This is a genomic window from Candidatus Portiera aleyrodidarum (assembly GCF_000953295.1).
Taxonomy (GTDB): domain Bacteria; phylum Pseudomonadota; class Gammaproteobacteria; order Johnevansiales; family Johnevansiaceae; genus Portiera; species Portiera aleyrodidarum_A.
This window is the reverse complement of sequence record NZ_LN649255.1, coordinates 273371-290195: the sequence shown is the minus strand read 5'-3', so window position 1 is coordinate 290195 and position 16825 is coordinate 273371. Positions and strand designations below refer to the sequence as shown.

The window sequence follows — 16825 nt, the reverse complement described above, 5'->3', positions numbered from 1 at the left end:
ATTTAATCACCTCATAATTCTTTATTATTAATTTATTTATTTTTACTAACTATTACCAAAGCAGGACGTACTAATCGGTCATTTAGAAGATATCCTTTTTGTAAAACATCAATTATAGTATTATTATTATTTAATGATTTTACAGTAGCAACTGCCTCATGACATAATGGATTAAAAATTTTTCCGATTGGATTAATTTGATTCACACCAAATTTTTTTATTAAATTTAATTGCATATTTAATGTCATTTTTAAACCTTCAATATGCGAATTATTTATTTTTTCTTTTTTCATAAGTTCAAATGCTTTTTCTAAACCATCTATAATTGGGATTAATTCTTTAAGAAATTTTTCTATTGCAAATTTACGTGTTTTTTCAATTTCTTTATCAGCTCTACGTATATAATTTTTTGTATCTGTAATAGCTTTTAATGCTTTATTTTTAGAATCTTCTAATTTTATTTCAATATTAAATATACGTAATTTTAAATTATCTGTTATTTTTTGTTCTTTAATAAAATTTTTATTAAACATGATCATATCTTCCTAACATCTTCGTTAGTTTTATGTTAAAATTTATAAGTACTTTAATATTAAAATTCAAGTTAATAATTTTATCTTAAGAAAAAGTATAATGCAAAATATATCAATAATTTATTCTAATCGTAAAATAAAATATAACTATTTTATTTCTGATAAATTTGAGGCAGGAATATGTTTTTTTGGTTGGGAAATAAAAAGTATACGTTGTAATAAATTCAATTTAAATAATACTTATATAATAATAAAATATAATGAAGCATGGTTATTAGGTGCAAATATTCTACCTATAAATAATACAAATAATAAATTAATAAAAAAAAAATATATAAAAAAACTTTTACTTAAAAAAAAAGAAATTTCATATATTAATTCATATATAAATATCAAAAGATATGCCTGTCTGCCTTTAAAATTTTATTGGAAAAAACATCTTATAAAATGTGAATTAGCCTTAGTTAAAGGAAAAAAATTAATTGATAAACGTAATGTAGAAAAAAAACGAACTTGGGATCGTAAAAAAAAATTAAGTTTTAAATATTTGACATAAATAATAAGTTTTATTAGGATATTAAAAATATAAGACTTGGGGGCGTTATGGATTCGACATAAATAAAAACTTTTTAAGTTCATGTCGAGATATTTAACTTATCTCGTTAAATCAAGTTAAAAAATAATATTTGCCAATAATAAAAATTGTGCTCATAATTTAGGTTTAGCAGCATAATTAAAAGTCTGAATTTAGAGCACTAAATAATAGTATCGCGGTCATTAAGGTCTTTTTATTGACCGTAAAAATAATATAAGACTTACTTTAATAAATATTGCTCATCATATTTATTAATTATGTAAATCTTTTATAAAGATGAAGCTAAACATGTATAAACTTCTTAAGTAAGATTTATGGACGCGGGTTCAACTCCCGCCGCCTCCAAAAAATCATATACCGACATCAGGATTCGAACCTGAGACAACCTGATTACAAATCAGATGCTCTACCAACTGAGCTATATCGGCTAAATTGTTTATGATTCTGGGGTACCAGGATTCGAACCTGGGATACCGATACCAAAAACCGGTGCCTTTCCACTTGGCTATACCCCAATGCATGTTACAGCAGTGGCTGGAGGCGGAATTGAACCACCGACACAAGGATTTTCAGTCCTCTGCTCTACCAACTGAGCTATCCAGCCATTAATAAATATTATAATAAATTTATAGTAATTAAACTACAATAATAGGAAAAAGTTTTATGTCTTGTTATAAAAAAAAAATTATTAAATTAAAAAAATATCGTACAGCTAGTATATATAGAGAAACGAATGAAACTAAAATTAGAGTTTATATAAATTTAGATGGGAAAGGTAATTTAAACACTAATTGCGGAATTGAATTTTTAGAACATATGCTAGATCAATTAACTAATAATGGACAAATAGATATTACAATAAAGACAAAAGTTTATACACCTATTGATAATCATCATACAGTAGAAGATATAGGGATAGCTATTGGCAAAGCTTTTCAGAAAGCTTTAGGAAATAAAATTGGAATTAAAAGGTATGGTTTTGCTTATATACCGATGGATGAATCTTTATCACGTGTAGTTATTGATTTTTCTGGTAGACCATCATTATATATGAAAAATTTAAATTATAAAAATTTAGTGAATTTTGATTTTCAAAATTTTAGAGAATTTTTTCAAGCTTGGGTTAATAATTCAAAGAGTACACTACATATTGATAATTTAAAAGGATATAATTCACATCATCAAATAGAAAGTATATTTAAAGCTTTTGGTGTTGCTATCCGTATGGCAATATCATTAGATGGACGTATAAAAAATAAATTATATTCTACTAAAGGTAGTTTATAAAAATATATATTATATGACAATAATAATTGTAGATTATGGTGTTGGGAATTTATATTCAGTAGCAAATGCAATAAAAAAAGTTACTAATGAAAATGTGATAGTTAGTAATAAAGCTAAAGATATAAAAAATGCTAATCGGATTATATTGCCTGGTCAAGGTGCAATAAAAGATTGTATTAATGGACTTAAAAAAAAAGAATTATATTGGTTAATAAAAGATTTAATATATAAAAATAATAAACCAATATTAGGGATATGTATAGGTCAACATTTATTTATGGAATCTAGTGAAGAAAATAATAGTGTATTTTGTATAAATTACATTCCAGGTATTGTAAAAAAATATAATAATAAAAATTATAATTTAAATTTTAAAATTCCACATATTGGTTGGAATGTTGTATATAAATATAATGACCATCCAATTTGGAGAGGTATAAAAAGTGGATCACGATTTTATTTTGTACATAGTTATTATGTAAAATCAAAATTTAAAAAGAATATTTTTGGTATTACTGAATATGGGGGCAGACGTGCTAATGTAATTATTGGATATAATTCTATTATTACTGTTCAATTTCATCCAGAAAAAAGTTCTTTCATAGGACTTAAATTTTTAAAAAATTTTATTAGATGGGAACCTTAAAAGAGAAATTAAAATGTTAATAATACCTGCAATAGATTTAAAAAATGGGAGATGTGTTAGATTAAAACAAGGGCGTATGTACCAGGTAACAGATTATGGTAATCCTTTAAATATTATAAAGGATTTTGTAACATTAGGCATAAAAAGATTACATATTATAGATTTAAATGGTGCTGTATTAGGAGAACCAGTAAATCTTTATATTATAAAAAAAATTGTAAAAATTTTTCCTAAGTTGATTATACAACTAGGTGGTGGAATAAGAAATAGTGATACAATAAAAAAATCTTTAGATATTGGTATAAAATATATAATTATCGGTACTTTAGCAATAAAAAAACCAAATAAAATATATAAAATATGTAAAAAATTTGGTAAACATATTATTTTAAGTATTGATTCATATAATGGATATGTAGCTCTAGATGGGTGGAAAAAATTATCAAATATAAAATCTATAGATTTAGCAAAAAAGTTTTCTAATTGTGGTATAAGTTCAATAATATATACTGATATTTCAAGAGATGGGATGATGCAAGGATTAAATATAAAAAATACAATAAATTTAGCTAAGATAGTTAATCTACCAATTATAGCTTCTGGAGGATTAAGTAATATTTTTGATATAACTTATTTAAAAAAATATAATAAAAATATTATATTAGGTACTATTATAGGTCGTGCTTTTTATGAAGGAAAAATAGATTTATATAAAGCACAATTATTAATAAATAAAATTTAGGTTGTTTATGAGTTTATCTAAACGTATTATTCCTTGCTTAGATCTCGATTGTGGAAAAGTAGTAAAAGGTAGAAAATTTGAAAATCTTCGTTACGCAGGTGATCCTTTAGAAATTGCAAAATTTTATAATGACCAAAATGCAGATGAAATTACTTTATTAGATATTACAGCAAGTCAAACTGGCAGATATAATACTTTAAAAGTAGTTAATCAAATAGCAAATGAAATTTTTATCCCATTAACTGTAGGGGGTGGAATAAAAAATTGTAAGAATATTAGAGATTTACTTAATGCAGGTGCAGATAAAATTTCAATAAATACTGCAGCTGTATTAAATCCTAATATAGTACGTGAAGCATCTGAAAAATTTGGAAGTCAATGTATAGTTGTAGCTCTTGATGCTAAAAGAAAAAAATATAAAAATATAAAAGAAGATTGGGAAATATTAATATATGGTGGAAGAAAATCTAGTGGTATAAATGCGATAGATTGGGCTTGTAAAATGGTAAAATATGGAGCAGGTGAATTATTGATAACTAGTATAGATCGAGATGGTACTAAACTTGGTTTTGATATAAATCTTATAAAAAATATTAGTAAAAGAGTAAAAGTACCTATCATAGCTTCAGGTGGAGTAGGTAATTTAAATCATTTTGTAGATGGTATAAAAAAAGGTAAAGCAGATGCAGTTTTAGCAGCTAGTATATTTCATTTTGGTGAATATACAATTGATCAAGCTAAAAAATATATGGCTAAAAAAGGAATATCTGTTAGATTATAAATTTAAGGTAATAATAAAAAATGATAAAATTTTTGAGTTATAAACTTAAGAAATTAAATCCATATATCCCAGGCGAACAACCATATAAAAAAATGATAAAATTAAATACAAATGAAAATCCATATCCTCCTACTCAAAAAATAAAGAATTTATTAAAAAATTTTAATTCTTATAATTTAAGACTTTATCCAGATCCAACAACTAGTAATCTTAGAAAAAATATTGCAAAAAGATATAAGATAAAATATGAACAAATTTTTGTTGGTAATGGTTCTGATGAAGTATTAGCTTTATCGTTTTTGGCTTTTTTTTGTCAAAAGTTACCATTAATAATACCAAATATAACTTATAGTTTTTATCCTGTTTATTGTAAACTATATAATATTAAATATAAAACAATACCATTAAATAAAAATTTAGAAATAACTTTAAATAAAATGAATATACCTAATGGTGGTATAATATTTGCTAATCCTAACACACCAACAGGTCATGCAATATCTTATATAGAGATTATTAATTTGATTGAGAGTCATAATGACTCTGTCGTTTTAATTGATGAAGCATATATTAATTTTGGTTCTGAAAGTGCAATTCCACTTATAAAAAAATATAAAAATTTATTAATTGTAAATACTTTATCAAAAGCTCATAGCTTAGCGGGAATAAGAATTGGTTTTGCAATAGGATCTAATCATTTAATAAAAGGATTAGAAAAAGTAAAAAATTCTTTTAATTCATATCCGATTGATATAATTAGTGAATTAATAGCTGTTGAAGCTATTAAAGATATTAAATATTTAAAAAATAAATGTAATTATATTATTTATATACGTGAGAATTTATCAAAAAAATTAAAACTTATTGGCTTTAGAGTTCTACCATCTAAAGCTAATTTTATTTTAGTTAAACCAATTAATATATCAGCAAAAGATTTGTTTATTAAATTACGTAATCATGGTATACTAGTTAGATATTTTAATAATCTAAATGATTATCTACGTATATCTATCGGTACTATACAACAAATGAATTATTTACTTGAAACTATTAAATGGCTGTATTTACTAAATTAAAAAAAAAACAATTAATTTTATTTTTAAACAGTTTTAATATAAAAAAAATAAGAAAATTTAAAGAAGTAAATCAAGGTACAGAAAATTCTACTTTTTTTATTAATACAGAAAATAAAAAATTTGTATTAACATTATTTGAACAAGGTGAATATAAGGATTTAGTTTTTTTTATAGATTTATTAAAATTTCTTTATTCACATTGTTTCCCAGTAGCTGTGCCTTTAAAAGATAAAAATAATATAAGAATAAAAAAACTATCTGGTAAAAACGCTTTATTATTTCCAAAGTTATATGGGCGCCATCCAAAAAAACCTAATATAGAACAATGTTCTATAATTGGTAAAACACTAGGGAAATTACATTCAATATCTAAATATTTTAAATTAAAGAAACAAAATTTAAGAGATCTGAATTGGATTATTTTAAATTATTATAAAGTTATATTTTTTTTAAATAAAACAGATCAAAAATTAATGTTTAATCAAATATATTTATTAAAAAATTTAGTAAAAAATTTAAAAATACCCCAAGGTATTTTGCATGGTGATTTATTTAGAGATAATACTTTATTTTATGGTAATAATATTTGTGGTTTAATAGATTTTTATAATGGATGCACAGGAAATTTACTTTTTGATTTAGCTATTTTAATAAATGATTGGTGTAGTGATAAATATGGTAAGATTATAGAATATAAATATAAAGCAATATTAAAGAATTATATTATTGAACGTCCTTTTACAAAACAAGAATTATATATTTGGCCTAAAATGTTATGTTTAACAGCTTTAAGATATTGGATTTCTCGTTTATTAGTAATAAATATTTTTCCTGGTTTTCAGAAATTAAAACCTAAAGAACCTAAAAAATATAGAGATATTTTAATTTCTCGTTGTAATAAACATTTACCCTCTTTAAATTAGTTAATTTTTTATATTTTTAGGAACAGTTATATGTTTAAAATTAGTAAAAGTACTCTTGTTAGTTTGTTTCTTTTTTTTATTGGTTTATTATTAATATTTCCTTTACATCTTTTACCATGTTTATTATCTGGTTTATTAGTATTTGAATTAGTTAATGCAATTACACCTTTATTACAAAAATTTATACCAGTAAATAAAGCAAGATTTTTTTCAGTAGTTTTATTAGGAACTAGTATAGTTACAATTTTAAGTATATTTTTTTTTACTGTTATTAGTTTAATATTACATGAAATTAAAAACCCTGAGAAAGTTATTCAAAGATTTATGTTAATTTTTGATAAAGCTAGACATCAATTACCTCCTTCTATTGTAATTTATTTACCAGAAAGTGCAGATGAATTTCGTCAAATTATAAATGAATGGGTGTATTCCCATATTAATGAAATTCAAAGTTTTGGTAGAGGTGCATTACATATTTTTTTTACATTATTAGGAGGGATGATTTTAGGAGCAATTATTGCTTTACAAAATATACCTGATAGAAAATCAATTACTCCATTTACTAATGCTTTATTACAAAGATCAATTATATTCAGTAAAGCCTTTCATAATGTTGTCTTTGCACAACTTAAAATCTCATTAGTAAATACTATATTAAGTGCTATTTTTTTATTATTATTTGTACCATTATTTAATGTATATTTACCTTTAACTAAAACTTTAATACTTATTACTTTTATCATGGGATTAATTCCATTAATAGGAAATATTATTTCTAACCTATTAATTTTTATTGTATCACTTTCAGTATCTATCTGGTCTGCAGTTATAATCCTTACTTATTTGATAGCTATTCATAAATTAGAATATTTTTTAAATGCTCGAATTATAGGGATGCGGATCAACTCAAATGCCTGGGAATTATTATTTGCTATGTTATTTTTTGATGCTGCTTTTGGTTTTTCAGGTTTAATAGCAGCTCCTCTGTATTATGCATATTTAAAAAGTGAATTAAAAAATGAAAAATTAATATAAAACTGGATGCCGCAGATAGGACTTGAACCTACAACCTCCGCATTACGAATGCGCTACTCTACCATTTGAGCTACTCCGGCCATAGATATAATAATATAATTTTTAAAAAAAGGGAAAAAAATGATAAGATTAAAAAAACCATGGATTGGTCGTTTTAAAAAATCTACAGATAAATTAGTAGAAAAATTTACTGCTTCAATAAATTTTGATTGTCGTCTTTATTATCATGATATAAAAGTCTCTATCGCACATGCAAAAATGTTAGAAATTGTAGGTTTATTAACTTCTAAAGAAAGTAAATTAATAATTAATGGGTTAAAAGAAATTGAAAAAGATATTAATAATGAAAAAATAAAGTGGTTTATTAAACTTGAAGATGTTCATATGAATTTAGAAGTAAATTTAATAAAAAAAATAGGAAATATTGGAAAAAAAATACATACTGGGAGATCACGTAATGATCAAATTTCTACAGATATACGTCTTTATTTAAGAGAAGAAATAGATAAAATTAAATTAAAAATAACTACTTTAAGAAAAAGGTTAATTAAATTAGCTATTTCTGAATCTGATACTATTATGCCTGGATTTACTCATTTACAAATAGCACAACCAGTTACTTTTGGACATCATCTATTAGCTTGGCATGAAATGATTTCTCGAGATCATTCTCGTATTTTAGAATGTCGTAAAAGAATTAATATCTTGCCTTTAGGCTCAGCCGCTTTAGCTGGCACTACATATCCTATTAATCGTAATCTAATTAAAGAATTATTAGGTTTTGATAATATAACAGAAAATTCTTTAGATGCTGTAAGTGATAGAGATTTTGCAATTGAATTTACATCATTTTCTAGTATTTTATTAATGCATTTGTCAAGAATGTGTGAAGAATTAATATTATGGACAAGTTTACCTTTTGATTTTATAGAATTACCAGATTTTTTATGTACTGGTTCTTCAATTATGCCTCAAAAAAAAAATCCAGATATTCCTGAATTAATTAGAGGTAAAACAGGTCGGATATATGGGAATTTATTAAATTTATTAGTTTTAATGAAATCACAACCATTAGCATATAATAAAGATAATCAAGAAGATAAAGAACCATTATTTGATACTACTGAAACAGTAAAAAATTGTATAGATAATTTTATTAAAATTATTACGAATTTAAAAATTAAACCAAAAAAAATGTATTTATCAGCTTTATGTAATTATTCTACAGCAACAGATTTTGCAGATTATTTAGTAAAACGTGGAGTTCCTTTTCGGGATGCTCATTCTATAGTTGGGAAAGTAGTTTATTATGGAATAAAAAATAAAAAAAATTTTAATGAAATATATCTTGATAATTTACGTAATTTTTATAATAAAATTGATGAAGAACTTTTAGAAGTATTAACGTTAGAAGGTTCTATTAATACACGTAATCATATTGGTGCTACTGCTCCCAGCCAAGTTAGATCTGCAGCATTACGTGCTAAAAAATATCTGAAAAAATTATTAGGATAAATAAAAAAATGACATTCAAAAGAGATAAAGGTATTTTATGTGTAGAAAATATTAATTTTTTAAAAATAGCTAAAATATTTGGAACGCCTTGTTATGTTTATTCTAAAAAAAAATTAATTAAATATTTTAATTATTATAAATCTCAATTATCTTTGATTAATCATCCAAATCTAATTTGTTATGCACTTAAAGCGAATTCTAATATTGCTATTATTAATATTTTATCAAAAATTGGATCTGGATTTGATATTGTTTCTATTGGGGAATTAGAAAAAGTTTTAACTGCTGGAGGGGATCCTAAAAAAATAGTTTATTCTGGAGTTGCTAAAAAAAAACAAGAAATTAAAAGAGCATTAAAAGTAGGAATTAAATGTTTTAATGTTGAATCTTTTCAAGAAATGGATAGATTAAATTTAATTGCTATAAAATTAAAAAATAAAGCAAATATATCAATACGTATAAACCCTAATGTAGATGCTAAAACACATCCATATATTTCTACTGGATTAAAAACCAATAAATTTGGTATAGCTATTGATAAAGCTGAAGAAGCATATATTTATGCTAAGTCATTAAAAAATATAAAAATTCTAGGTATAGATTTTCATATTGGTTCACAAATATTAAAGATTAATCCATTTCTAGAAGCATTAGATAATATAATATTATTAATAAAAAAATTATATAAAAAAAAAATCAAACTTAATATCTTAGATCTAGGTGGAGGATTAGGAATAAATTATAAAAAAATAAAGTTATATAAATATTTAATAAAAAAATATTTTTCAACTATATGTGAAATAATATTTGCTAATATTCATAATATAGAAATAATATTAGAACCAGGTAGATCTATATTAGCTAATACTGGTGTATTATTAACTAAAATTGAAATTATAAAAAAAATAAATTTTAAAAATTTTGCTATTGTAGATGCAGGGATGAATGATTTTATTCGTCCCGCTTTTTATAATGCTTGGCATAATATAAAAGTTGTAGATCTTAATAAGGTTAAATATTATAAAAATTTATTTTATGATATTGTAGGTCCAATATGTGAATCTAGTGATTTTTTAGGTAAAAAAAGATATTTAAATAAATTATCACAAAAAGATTTATTAGTAATACATTCAGTTGGAGCATATGGATTTGTTATGTGTTCTAATTATAATACTAGAAAAAGACCTTCTGAAATAATTGTTGATAAAAATAAAATTTTTTTAATAAGAGAATTTGACTGTTTAAAATCACTTTGGAAACAAGAATATATAAATAGGTATGTAAAAAATGTTAATTTATTTTAGTAAAATGCAAGGTTTAGGAAATGATTTTATGATTATAGAAAATCTTAATCAAAACTTTTTATTAAGTAAAAAAATTATAAAAAAATTATCAAATAGAAATTTAGGAATTGGTTTTGATCAATTACTTTTAGTTGAAAAACATAATAATCGTAATTTTGATTTTTTTTATAGAATTTTTAATGCAAATGGTAGTGAAGTAGAAAATTGTGGGAATGGTGCAAGATGTTTAGCTAAATTTTTATTTGAAAAAAGATTAACAAAAAAAAATCTAATACATGTAGAAACTTATGGAGGAAAGTTAATACTATATATAAAGAAAACTAATATAATTAGTGTAAATATGGGGAAACCTTTAATTAAGGGTTTTAAAAAAATAAAAACTAATATATCTTATTTTAAATTGCTTGAATTATTTATAGTAAGAATTGGTAATCCACATGCGGTTTTAATAGTATCTAATATAAATAAAATACCTGTAAATATTATAGGTAAATTTATTGAAAATAATTTATTTTCTACAGAAAAATTTAATGTTGGTTTTATGCAAATAATATCTCCTTTTTCAATAAAATTACGTGTTTTTGAAAGGGGGGTAGGAGAAACTCTGGCTTGTGGAACAGGGGCTTGTGCCGCAGTATCTGTTGGTATAACTCTTGGGTATTTACATAAAAATATTAAAGTAGTTTTACCTGGAGGAAAATTAAAAATTAACTGGACAGGAGGATTAAATCATTCTTTATATATGATTGGATCTGTAAAAAAAGTTTTTGATGGTTGTATATTCTTAACTTAGTGATCTAATTAAAGATATTAAATTTTGTGGAAATATTCCAATTAATAATATTATTAAAGCTAAAAATAAAACAAAAAAATAAATAATAAATATCCTTCTATTAAATATTTTTTTATCATTTCTAATATCCATATATAAATATGAAATTATTCTTAAATAATAATAAATACCTATAGAATTGCCTATAATTATAGATATAATGATAAGCCATAATTGATAATTTATAGCAGTTAGAAGTATATAAATTTTCCCTATAAAACCTGCTGTTATTGGAATCCCAGCTAAAGATAATAACATGATCGTTAATATAATAGCTAAATCTGGTTGACTCCAAAACAAACCTTTATAATAAGATAATTTTTCATTATTAAGTATACTTAATATACCAAATATCCCTAAATTTGTTAAATTATAAGTTAATAAGTAAATATTTATTGTTTCTAGTATAAATTTACTATGTTGCATAGCAACTATTCCTGTAAGTAAATAACCCAAATTAGCTATTGATGAATAACCTAATATACGTTTTAAATTATTTTGTTTAAGTGCTAAAAGATTCCCAAATATTATTGTAACAATAGAAATTATAGTAATTACATTCTTCAAAAAAATATTTATATTTGGTAATATTAATAAAAAGCGAATTAGCGCTGCAAATACTGAGATTTTACTAACAGTAGCGATAAAAGCAGAAATTGGTGTTATTGAACCTTCATAAATATCAGGTGTTGACATATGAAAAGGTATAATAGATAATTTAAAACCTAAACTAATTAATATTAATATAATTCCTATTATTGTCCATCTTGCTATCTGGTTATCTATAAGAAAATAATAATTAGTAACCGTTAAATTTCCATAATAAAAATATAATAAAGCCATACCAAATAATAAAAAACAAGATGAAATCGAAGAGAGTACCATATATTTAATTCCAGATTCTAATGCTTTTAAATCATTACGTAAATAAACTATTAATCCATATAAAGCGATAGACATTAATTCTAATCCAATAAATAACGTTGCCAGATGCATGCTACTAACTAATATTATAGCTCCAATAGTTGAACATATTAATAACATATAAAATTCTTCATTTTTATCTTTTTTATTTTTTTTTATAATATATGTATAAGAAAAAATAGAACAATATAAAGCTGATATTAAAATTAATAAAGAATAAAATAACGAATAATTGTCTATTATTATTAAAGGATAAATTAAAGTAGGTTTAAGATTATTATAATATATCCATATTATAGATATAATTGAAATTAAAAATCCTATTATAGTAATTATAAATATACTTAAATTATTCCGATAAAAAGATATAGTAATTAGTAATATTATTAATGTTATAAATAATAAAATAATAGGTGAAATAGCATATAATTGTAATTTATTAATCATGTAATTTCTTAATCATTTTTTAATAAAAAAACATTGTTTTTTGTGCAATTTTTGTTATGGATTTAATTGATATATCAAATATAATTTGTGGGTAAAAACCAAAAAGAAATATTAATAATATTATAATACTTAATATATTTACTTCACTTAAACTTAAAAATATATTTTTTATATTTTTATTTTTTGTTTTTCCATAATATACTTTATGTATTAATTTTAATGAATAAATCGCTGTTAATATTAAACCTCCACTAGAAAATATAGTTATTATTGGATATCGTTTAAAATTACCTAATAAAATGAAAAATTCCCCTATAAAATTTCCTGTTCCTGGTATTCCTAATGAAGCTATTGTTAATGCTAAAGCGAATCCAGGAATTGCTCCTAATTTCCCAAATAACCCACCCATAAATCGCATATCAAATGTATTTACCCGTTCATAAATTAATCCACTAATAATTATTAATCCTGCAGAAGATAATGAATTAGATATGATAAACATAATCGCGCCTTGTAATGATAATATATTATTTGAATAAATAGCTATTAATAAATATCCCATATGTGAAATACTGGAATAAGCCAATAATCTTTTAATATTTATCTGAGCTAAAGCTAAAATTGCACCATAATATATACTAATAATACCAATTATCATTGCAAAAGGTGCAAATTCTATTGCTTGTTTTGGAAATAAACATAAATTATATCTTAATAAACCATAAGCTGCTGTTTTAATTAATATCCCTATTAAATCTAAACTTCCATATTTAGGATTTTTAGCCATTACATCTGGCAACCAACTATGTAATGGGCTTATTGGTAATTTTATTGCGAACGAAATAAAAAAACCTAACATTATTATAAATCCTAATTTGTTTCCAATAGGTGTGTTTAATAATGATTGATAATCAAAAATCATTTTTCCCGTTACATAATAGTTACTAACTACTAAAGTTAATATTGTAATTAACAATAACAACCCTGAAATTTGAGTATAAATAAAAAATTTAATAGCTATTTTTTCTTTATATGAATTACCCCATAGAAAAATGATAAAATACATTGGAAATATCATTATTTCCCAAAAAAATAAAAATAAAAAAAGATCTATTGCAATAAATACACCAATAATTGAACCGAGAATCCATAATAAATTAAAATAAAATAATCCAATACATTTATTAATTTCTTTAAAAGAAAAAATTACTGCTAACAAACCTAAAAATACTGTTAATAATACCATAATTAAAGATATACCATCTAATGCTAAATTAATATAAATACCAAATCTCTCAATCCATATTGTTCGGTATTGTAATATCCATATACTTTTTGTATTTATATTTAAAAAATATAAATATATTGATAAAAATAAAAGTATTAGCATAGTAATAATAGCTGAAATACGTGTATATTTAATATTTATTTTTTCTAAACTTAAAGAAAATAAACCACCAATAAAAGGGATTAATAAAAACCATAACAATATCATTAGATATTACTCATTAAAAATGTCGTTATCATAAAAATAATCCCACTAATAAAGATTGTTAAATAAAGACTTAATTTCCCATTATGTATTTTTATGATTATAGTATTAGTAAATAAAATAAATTTAATAAAATTATTAAATATTAAATTAATACAATCAAATTTATTTTTCCTAACTAAATATAAATAAGGTTTAATTAATAAGTTATTATACAACCAATCAAATCCCCCAATCTTATATATTAAATTTCTAACTAGTTTTCCTAAACTAAGTTCAATTATATCAATATTATATATATTAGAAAATAAAAAATTTTTAGCAGCTAAAATAATACCAAAAATTACAATTATTGAAGAAATTATATTAAACATCATTTCTATATTAGAATTAAATATCTTATATATTTGTAATTCATTTTGCATAGGTATTTTTATTAAAGAACCTAAATAAGTAGATAATATTAATAATATTAATAAAGGTAAATTATGTGATAGATTATATCTTAATTTTTTTTGTTTATTAAAATAAATAATAAATTTATTAATATTTTTATTAAAAATAATAAATATAGTACGAAATGTATAAATAGATGTTATAAATGCACCAAATAAACTTAATATCCAAAATCTTATATTCCCACTAATATAAGATAACCAAATAATTTTTTCTTTAGAATAAAACCCTGCTGAAATGATTGGTAATGCAGATAAAGCTGAACTACCTATAATAAAACAAAAATAATATTTTTTTCTTATTTTATTAGTTAATGATAAAAAAATTGATCTAATTTTAAAAATATTTTGTTCATGTTTACATGTAATTATTAAAGAACCAGCTAATATAAATAATAAAGCTTTAAAAAAAGCATGAATCATCACATGAAATATAGCAGCATTCCATGCTTTAAATCCTAGAGCTAAAAACATATAACCTACTTGACTTAGTGTTGAACATGCTAAAATCCGTTTAATATCTTTTTGAGTTAATGCAGATAAACTAGCTAATAATAAAGTAATTGTTCCAATAATTCCTATTGTCTTTATTGTTATTGGTGCTAGTTCAAATAATATATGTGTTCTAGCTATAATATATACACCTGAAGTAATCATAGTTGCAGCATGAATCAAGGCAGAAGCAGGTGTTGGTCCTGCCATTGCATCAATTAGCCAGGTATGTAACGGTATTTGTGCAGATTTAGTTATCGCGCCAAGCATAAGCAGAAAAGCAATAAATTCATTTATTAAATAATAATTATTATTTAATATAGATGCTTTATTTAAAAAAAATTGAATATCTAAAGTATTAAACTTGTCCCATATTAAAAATATACCTATTGCAAAAAATAAATCTCCTATTTTTGTAGTAATAAAAGCCTTAAACCCAGCTAAGACATTATAATTTATACGATAATAATAACTAATTAATAAATATGAACATAAACCAACACCTTCCCAACCTAATAACAATAAAATTAAATTATCACCTAATACTAAAATTAACATATTAAACATAAATAAATTCATATACATAAAAAATCTAGATAATAAATAATCTTTATTATATTTTAAATCTTCATACATATACCAAGTTGCAAAAAAATGAATTAACAAACCTACTCCATTTACTATACAAATCATAATTATAGTTAACCCATCAATATAAAAATTAAAATTAATTTTTAAATCATATATACTAATCCAATTATATATATGTTCTACAAAAGGATTAGGTATTAAATAATAATTAATTGTAATTAACATGGTAAATAATGTAGATAAAAGTATTGAGCCAACCCCAATAATAATTACTAATATTCTTGACATGTGTCTAAATAGAGCTAGTAATATAGTACTAATTAAAGGAAATAAACAAATAAAAAATAATATATTCTTCATCCTTTTAACCTACTAATTATATCTATATCAAAACTTTTAAAATATTTTTGTAATTGAATTAATAAAGCTAACCCAACACTTATTTCAGCTGCAGCTAAAGTCATAATTAAAATAAACATAATTTGACCATCTGGCTGAGCCCAAAATTCCCCAGATATAACAAAAACAAAAGCAGCAGAATTTAACATTATTTCTAAACAAATAAATATAAAAATTATATTACGACGAATTAATATTCCTAATATACCTATTAAAAATAAAATAAAAGATAATATTAAAACATGATCTATTGGAATTAAAATCATTATTTTCGTCCCAAATAAGAAGCAACAATTAATGCTGTTAATAAGATTAGAGCTGATAATTCTACAGTGATTAAATAAGTAGTAAATAATAAAACACTCAAAGGATGTGGATTATGTGGTATATTACTTACTAATAAGATATTACGATTATTTAAACCATATTTATTTATAGTTAATAATAATAAACCTAATAAAGTGATTGTCATTATGGTTGGAATTATCCAAATTTTTAACTTAATAAAACTTAATTTTTTATTAATAGGATTAAGTAACATCATTACAACAAATACAAATAATACCATTATCGCACCAGCATAAATTATAATCTCTAAAACTCCTGCAAATTTTGCACCAATTAAAAAAAATATCATTGCTATTGAAATTAATGATACAATAAAATTTAATAAAGCATGTATAATATTTTTACTAAAAATAACGTTTAATGTTGAAAATATTGCAATGGATGCTGAAATATAAAATAACACAAATA

The 16825-nt window shown here is 22.5% G+C and carries 17 protein-coding genes, 4 tRNA genes and 1 other RNA gene; 12 read left to right on the top strand and 10 right to left on the bottom strand.

Features of this window, described 5'->3' with window-relative positions:
* Positions 1–32 precede the first annotated feature (32 nt).
* Positions 33–533, bottom strand: a complete 501-nt coding sequence (locus PAD_RS01590) for a nucleotide exchange factor GrpE (RefSeq protein WP_258172086.1) — start codon at positions 531–533, stop codon at positions 33–35.
* Between the two features lie 100 nt (positions 534–633).
* Here PAD_RS01590 and smpB point away from each other — a divergent pair, with 100 nt between their 5' ends.
* Together smpB and ssrA are read left to right on the top strand one after the other, a co-directional pair.
* Positions 634–1089, top strand: coding sequence for an SsrA-binding protein SmpB (gene smpB / locus PAD_RS01585; protein WP_258172085.1), 456 nt, complete (start codon positions 634–636; stop codon positions 1087–1089).
* A 38-nt stretch (positions 1090–1127) separates the two neighbouring features.
* Positions 1128–1476, top strand: a transfer-messenger RNA (tmRNA) gene (ssrA, locus tag PAD_RS01580).
* Between the two features lie 7 nt (positions 1477–1483).
* On the opposite strand, the gene PAD_RS01575 is transcribed toward ssrA, so the two are convergent.
* From PAD_RS01575 to PAD_RS01565, 3 genes are all read right to left on the bottom strand, one after another.
* Positions 1484–1556, bottom strand: a tRNA-Thr gene (locus PAD_RS01575).
* Between the two features lie 16 nt (positions 1557–1572).
* Positions 1573–1643, bottom strand: a tRNA-Gln gene (locus PAD_RS01570).
* A gap of 16 nt (positions 1644–1659) precedes the next feature.
* Positions 1660–1732, bottom strand: a tRNA-Phe gene (locus PAD_RS01565).
* Positions 1733–1791: 59 nt separating this feature from the next.
* Here PAD_RS01565 and hisB point away from each other — a divergent pair.
* From hisB to PAD_RS01530, 7 genes are read left to right on the top strand one after another with little or no spacing between them, the layout of a single operon-like run.
* On the top strand, positions 1792–2415 hold the full coding sequence (gene hisB, locus PAD_RS01560) for an imidazoleglycerol-phosphate dehydratase HisB (RefSeq protein ID WP_219848695.1): 624 nt from the start codon (positions 1792–1794) through the stop codon (positions 2413–2415).
* A gap of 13 nt (positions 2416–2428) precedes the next feature.
* Entirely contained in the window at positions 2429–3061 is a 633-nt protein-coding gene (gene hisH, locus PAD_RS01555; RefSeq protein WP_219848694.1) for an imidazole glycerol phosphate synthase subunit HisH, read from the top strand.
* Between the two features lie 13 nt (positions 3062–3074).
* The gene (gene hisA, locus PAD_RS01550) at positions 3075–3803 is read left to right on the top strand and encodes a 1-(5-phosphoribosyl)-5-[(5-phosphoribosylamino)methylideneamino]imidazole-4-carboxamide isomerase (RefSeq protein ID WP_219848693.1); all 729 of its coding nucleotides are present in this window, start codon (positions 3075–3077) and stop codon (positions 3801–3803) included.
* Between the two features lie 7 nt (positions 3804–3810).
* Entirely contained in the window at positions 3811–4584 is a 774-nt protein-coding gene (hisF, locus tag PAD_RS01545; protein ID WP_219848692.1) for an imidazole glycerol phosphate synthase subunit HisF, read from the top strand.
* A 20-nt stretch (positions 4585–4604) separates the two neighbouring features.
* Entirely contained in the window at positions 4605–5660 is a 1056-nt protein-coding gene (hisC, locus tag PAD_RS01540; protein ID WP_219848691.1) for a histidinol-phosphate transaminase, read from the top strand.
* Positions 5639–6583, top strand: coding sequence for a homoserine kinase (locus PAD_RS01535; protein ID WP_219848690.1), 945 nt, complete (start codon positions 5639–5641; stop codon positions 6581–6583). Before hisC ends, PAD_RS01535 begins: the two co-directional genes overlap by 22 nt.
* 30 nt (positions 6584–6613) lie before the next feature.
* Entirely contained in the window at positions 6614–7618 is a 1005-nt protein-coding gene (locus PAD_RS01530; RefSeq protein WP_219848689.1) for an AI-2E family transporter, read from the top strand.
* Positions 7619–7625: 7 nt separating this feature from the next.
* Here PAD_RS01530 and PAD_RS01525 read toward each other — a convergent pair.
* Positions 7626–7698: transfer RNA gene (locus PAD_RS01525), tRNA-Thr, on the bottom strand.
* Between the two features lie 40 nt (positions 7699–7738).
* On the opposite strand from PAD_RS01525, the gene argH reads away from it, so the two are divergent.
* Genes argH through dapF form a run of 3 tightly spaced genes read left to right on the top strand, consistent with a single transcriptional unit; the run spans position 7739 to position 11230 of the window.
* Complete coding sequence (gene argH, locus PAD_RS01520; protein WP_219848688.1) at positions 7739–9133, top strand: argininosuccinate lyase; 1395 nt, start codon at positions 7739–7741, stop codon at positions 9131–9133.
* 8 nt (positions 9134–9141) lie between these two features.
* A complete protein-coding gene (gene lysA, locus PAD_RS01515; RefSeq protein ID WP_219848687.1) occupies positions 9142–10437 on the top strand; it encodes a diaminopimelate decarboxylase in 1296 nt (431 codons plus the stop codon).
* Entirely contained in the window at positions 10421–11230 is an 810-nt protein-coding gene (gene dapF, locus PAD_RS01510) for a diaminopimelate epimerase (protein ID WP_219848686.1), read from the top strand. The genes lysA and dapF overlap by 17 nt, the downstream gene beginning before the upstream one ends.
* On the opposite strand, the gene PAD_RS01505 is transcribed toward dapF, so the two are convergent.
* From PAD_RS01505 to PAD_RS01485, 5 genes are read right to left on the bottom strand one after another with little or no spacing between them, the layout of a single operon-like run.
* Positions 11222–12640 carry an NADH-quinone oxidoreductase subunit N gene (locus PAD_RS01505; protein ID WP_219848685.1) on the bottom strand — a complete coding sequence of 473 codons (1419 nt, stop codon included), beginning with the start codon at positions 12638–12640 and terminating at the stop codon, positions 11222–11224. The genes dapF and PAD_RS01505 overlap by 9 nt on opposite strands.
* Before the next feature lie 19 nt (positions 12641–12659).
* Positions 12660–14135, bottom strand: a complete 1476-nt coding sequence (locus tag PAD_RS01500) for a complex I subunit 4 family protein (RefSeq protein ID WP_219848684.1) — start codon at positions 14133–14135, stop codon at positions 12660–12662.
* Positions 14135–16030 carry an NADH-quinone oxidoreductase subunit L gene (gene nuoL / locus PAD_RS01495; RefSeq protein WP_219848683.1) on the bottom strand — a complete coding sequence of 632 codons (1896 nt, stop codon included), beginning with the start codon at positions 16028–16030 and terminating at the stop codon, positions 14135–14137. The genes PAD_RS01500 and nuoL overlap by 1 nt, the downstream gene beginning before the upstream one ends.
* A complete protein-coding gene (gene nuoK, locus PAD_RS01490) occupies positions 16027–16335 on the bottom strand; it encodes an NADH-quinone oxidoreductase subunit NuoK (protein WP_219848682.1) in 309 nt (102 codons plus the stop codon). The genes nuoL and nuoK overlap by 4 nt, the downstream gene beginning before the upstream one ends.
* A complete protein-coding gene (locus tag PAD_RS01485; RefSeq protein ID WP_219848681.1) occupies positions 16335–16820 on the bottom strand; it encodes an NADH-quinone oxidoreductase subunit J in 486 nt (161 codons plus the stop codon). Before PAD_RS01485 ends, nuoK begins: the two co-directional genes overlap by 1 nt.
* Between the last annotated feature and the right edge of the window lie 5 nt (positions 16821–16825).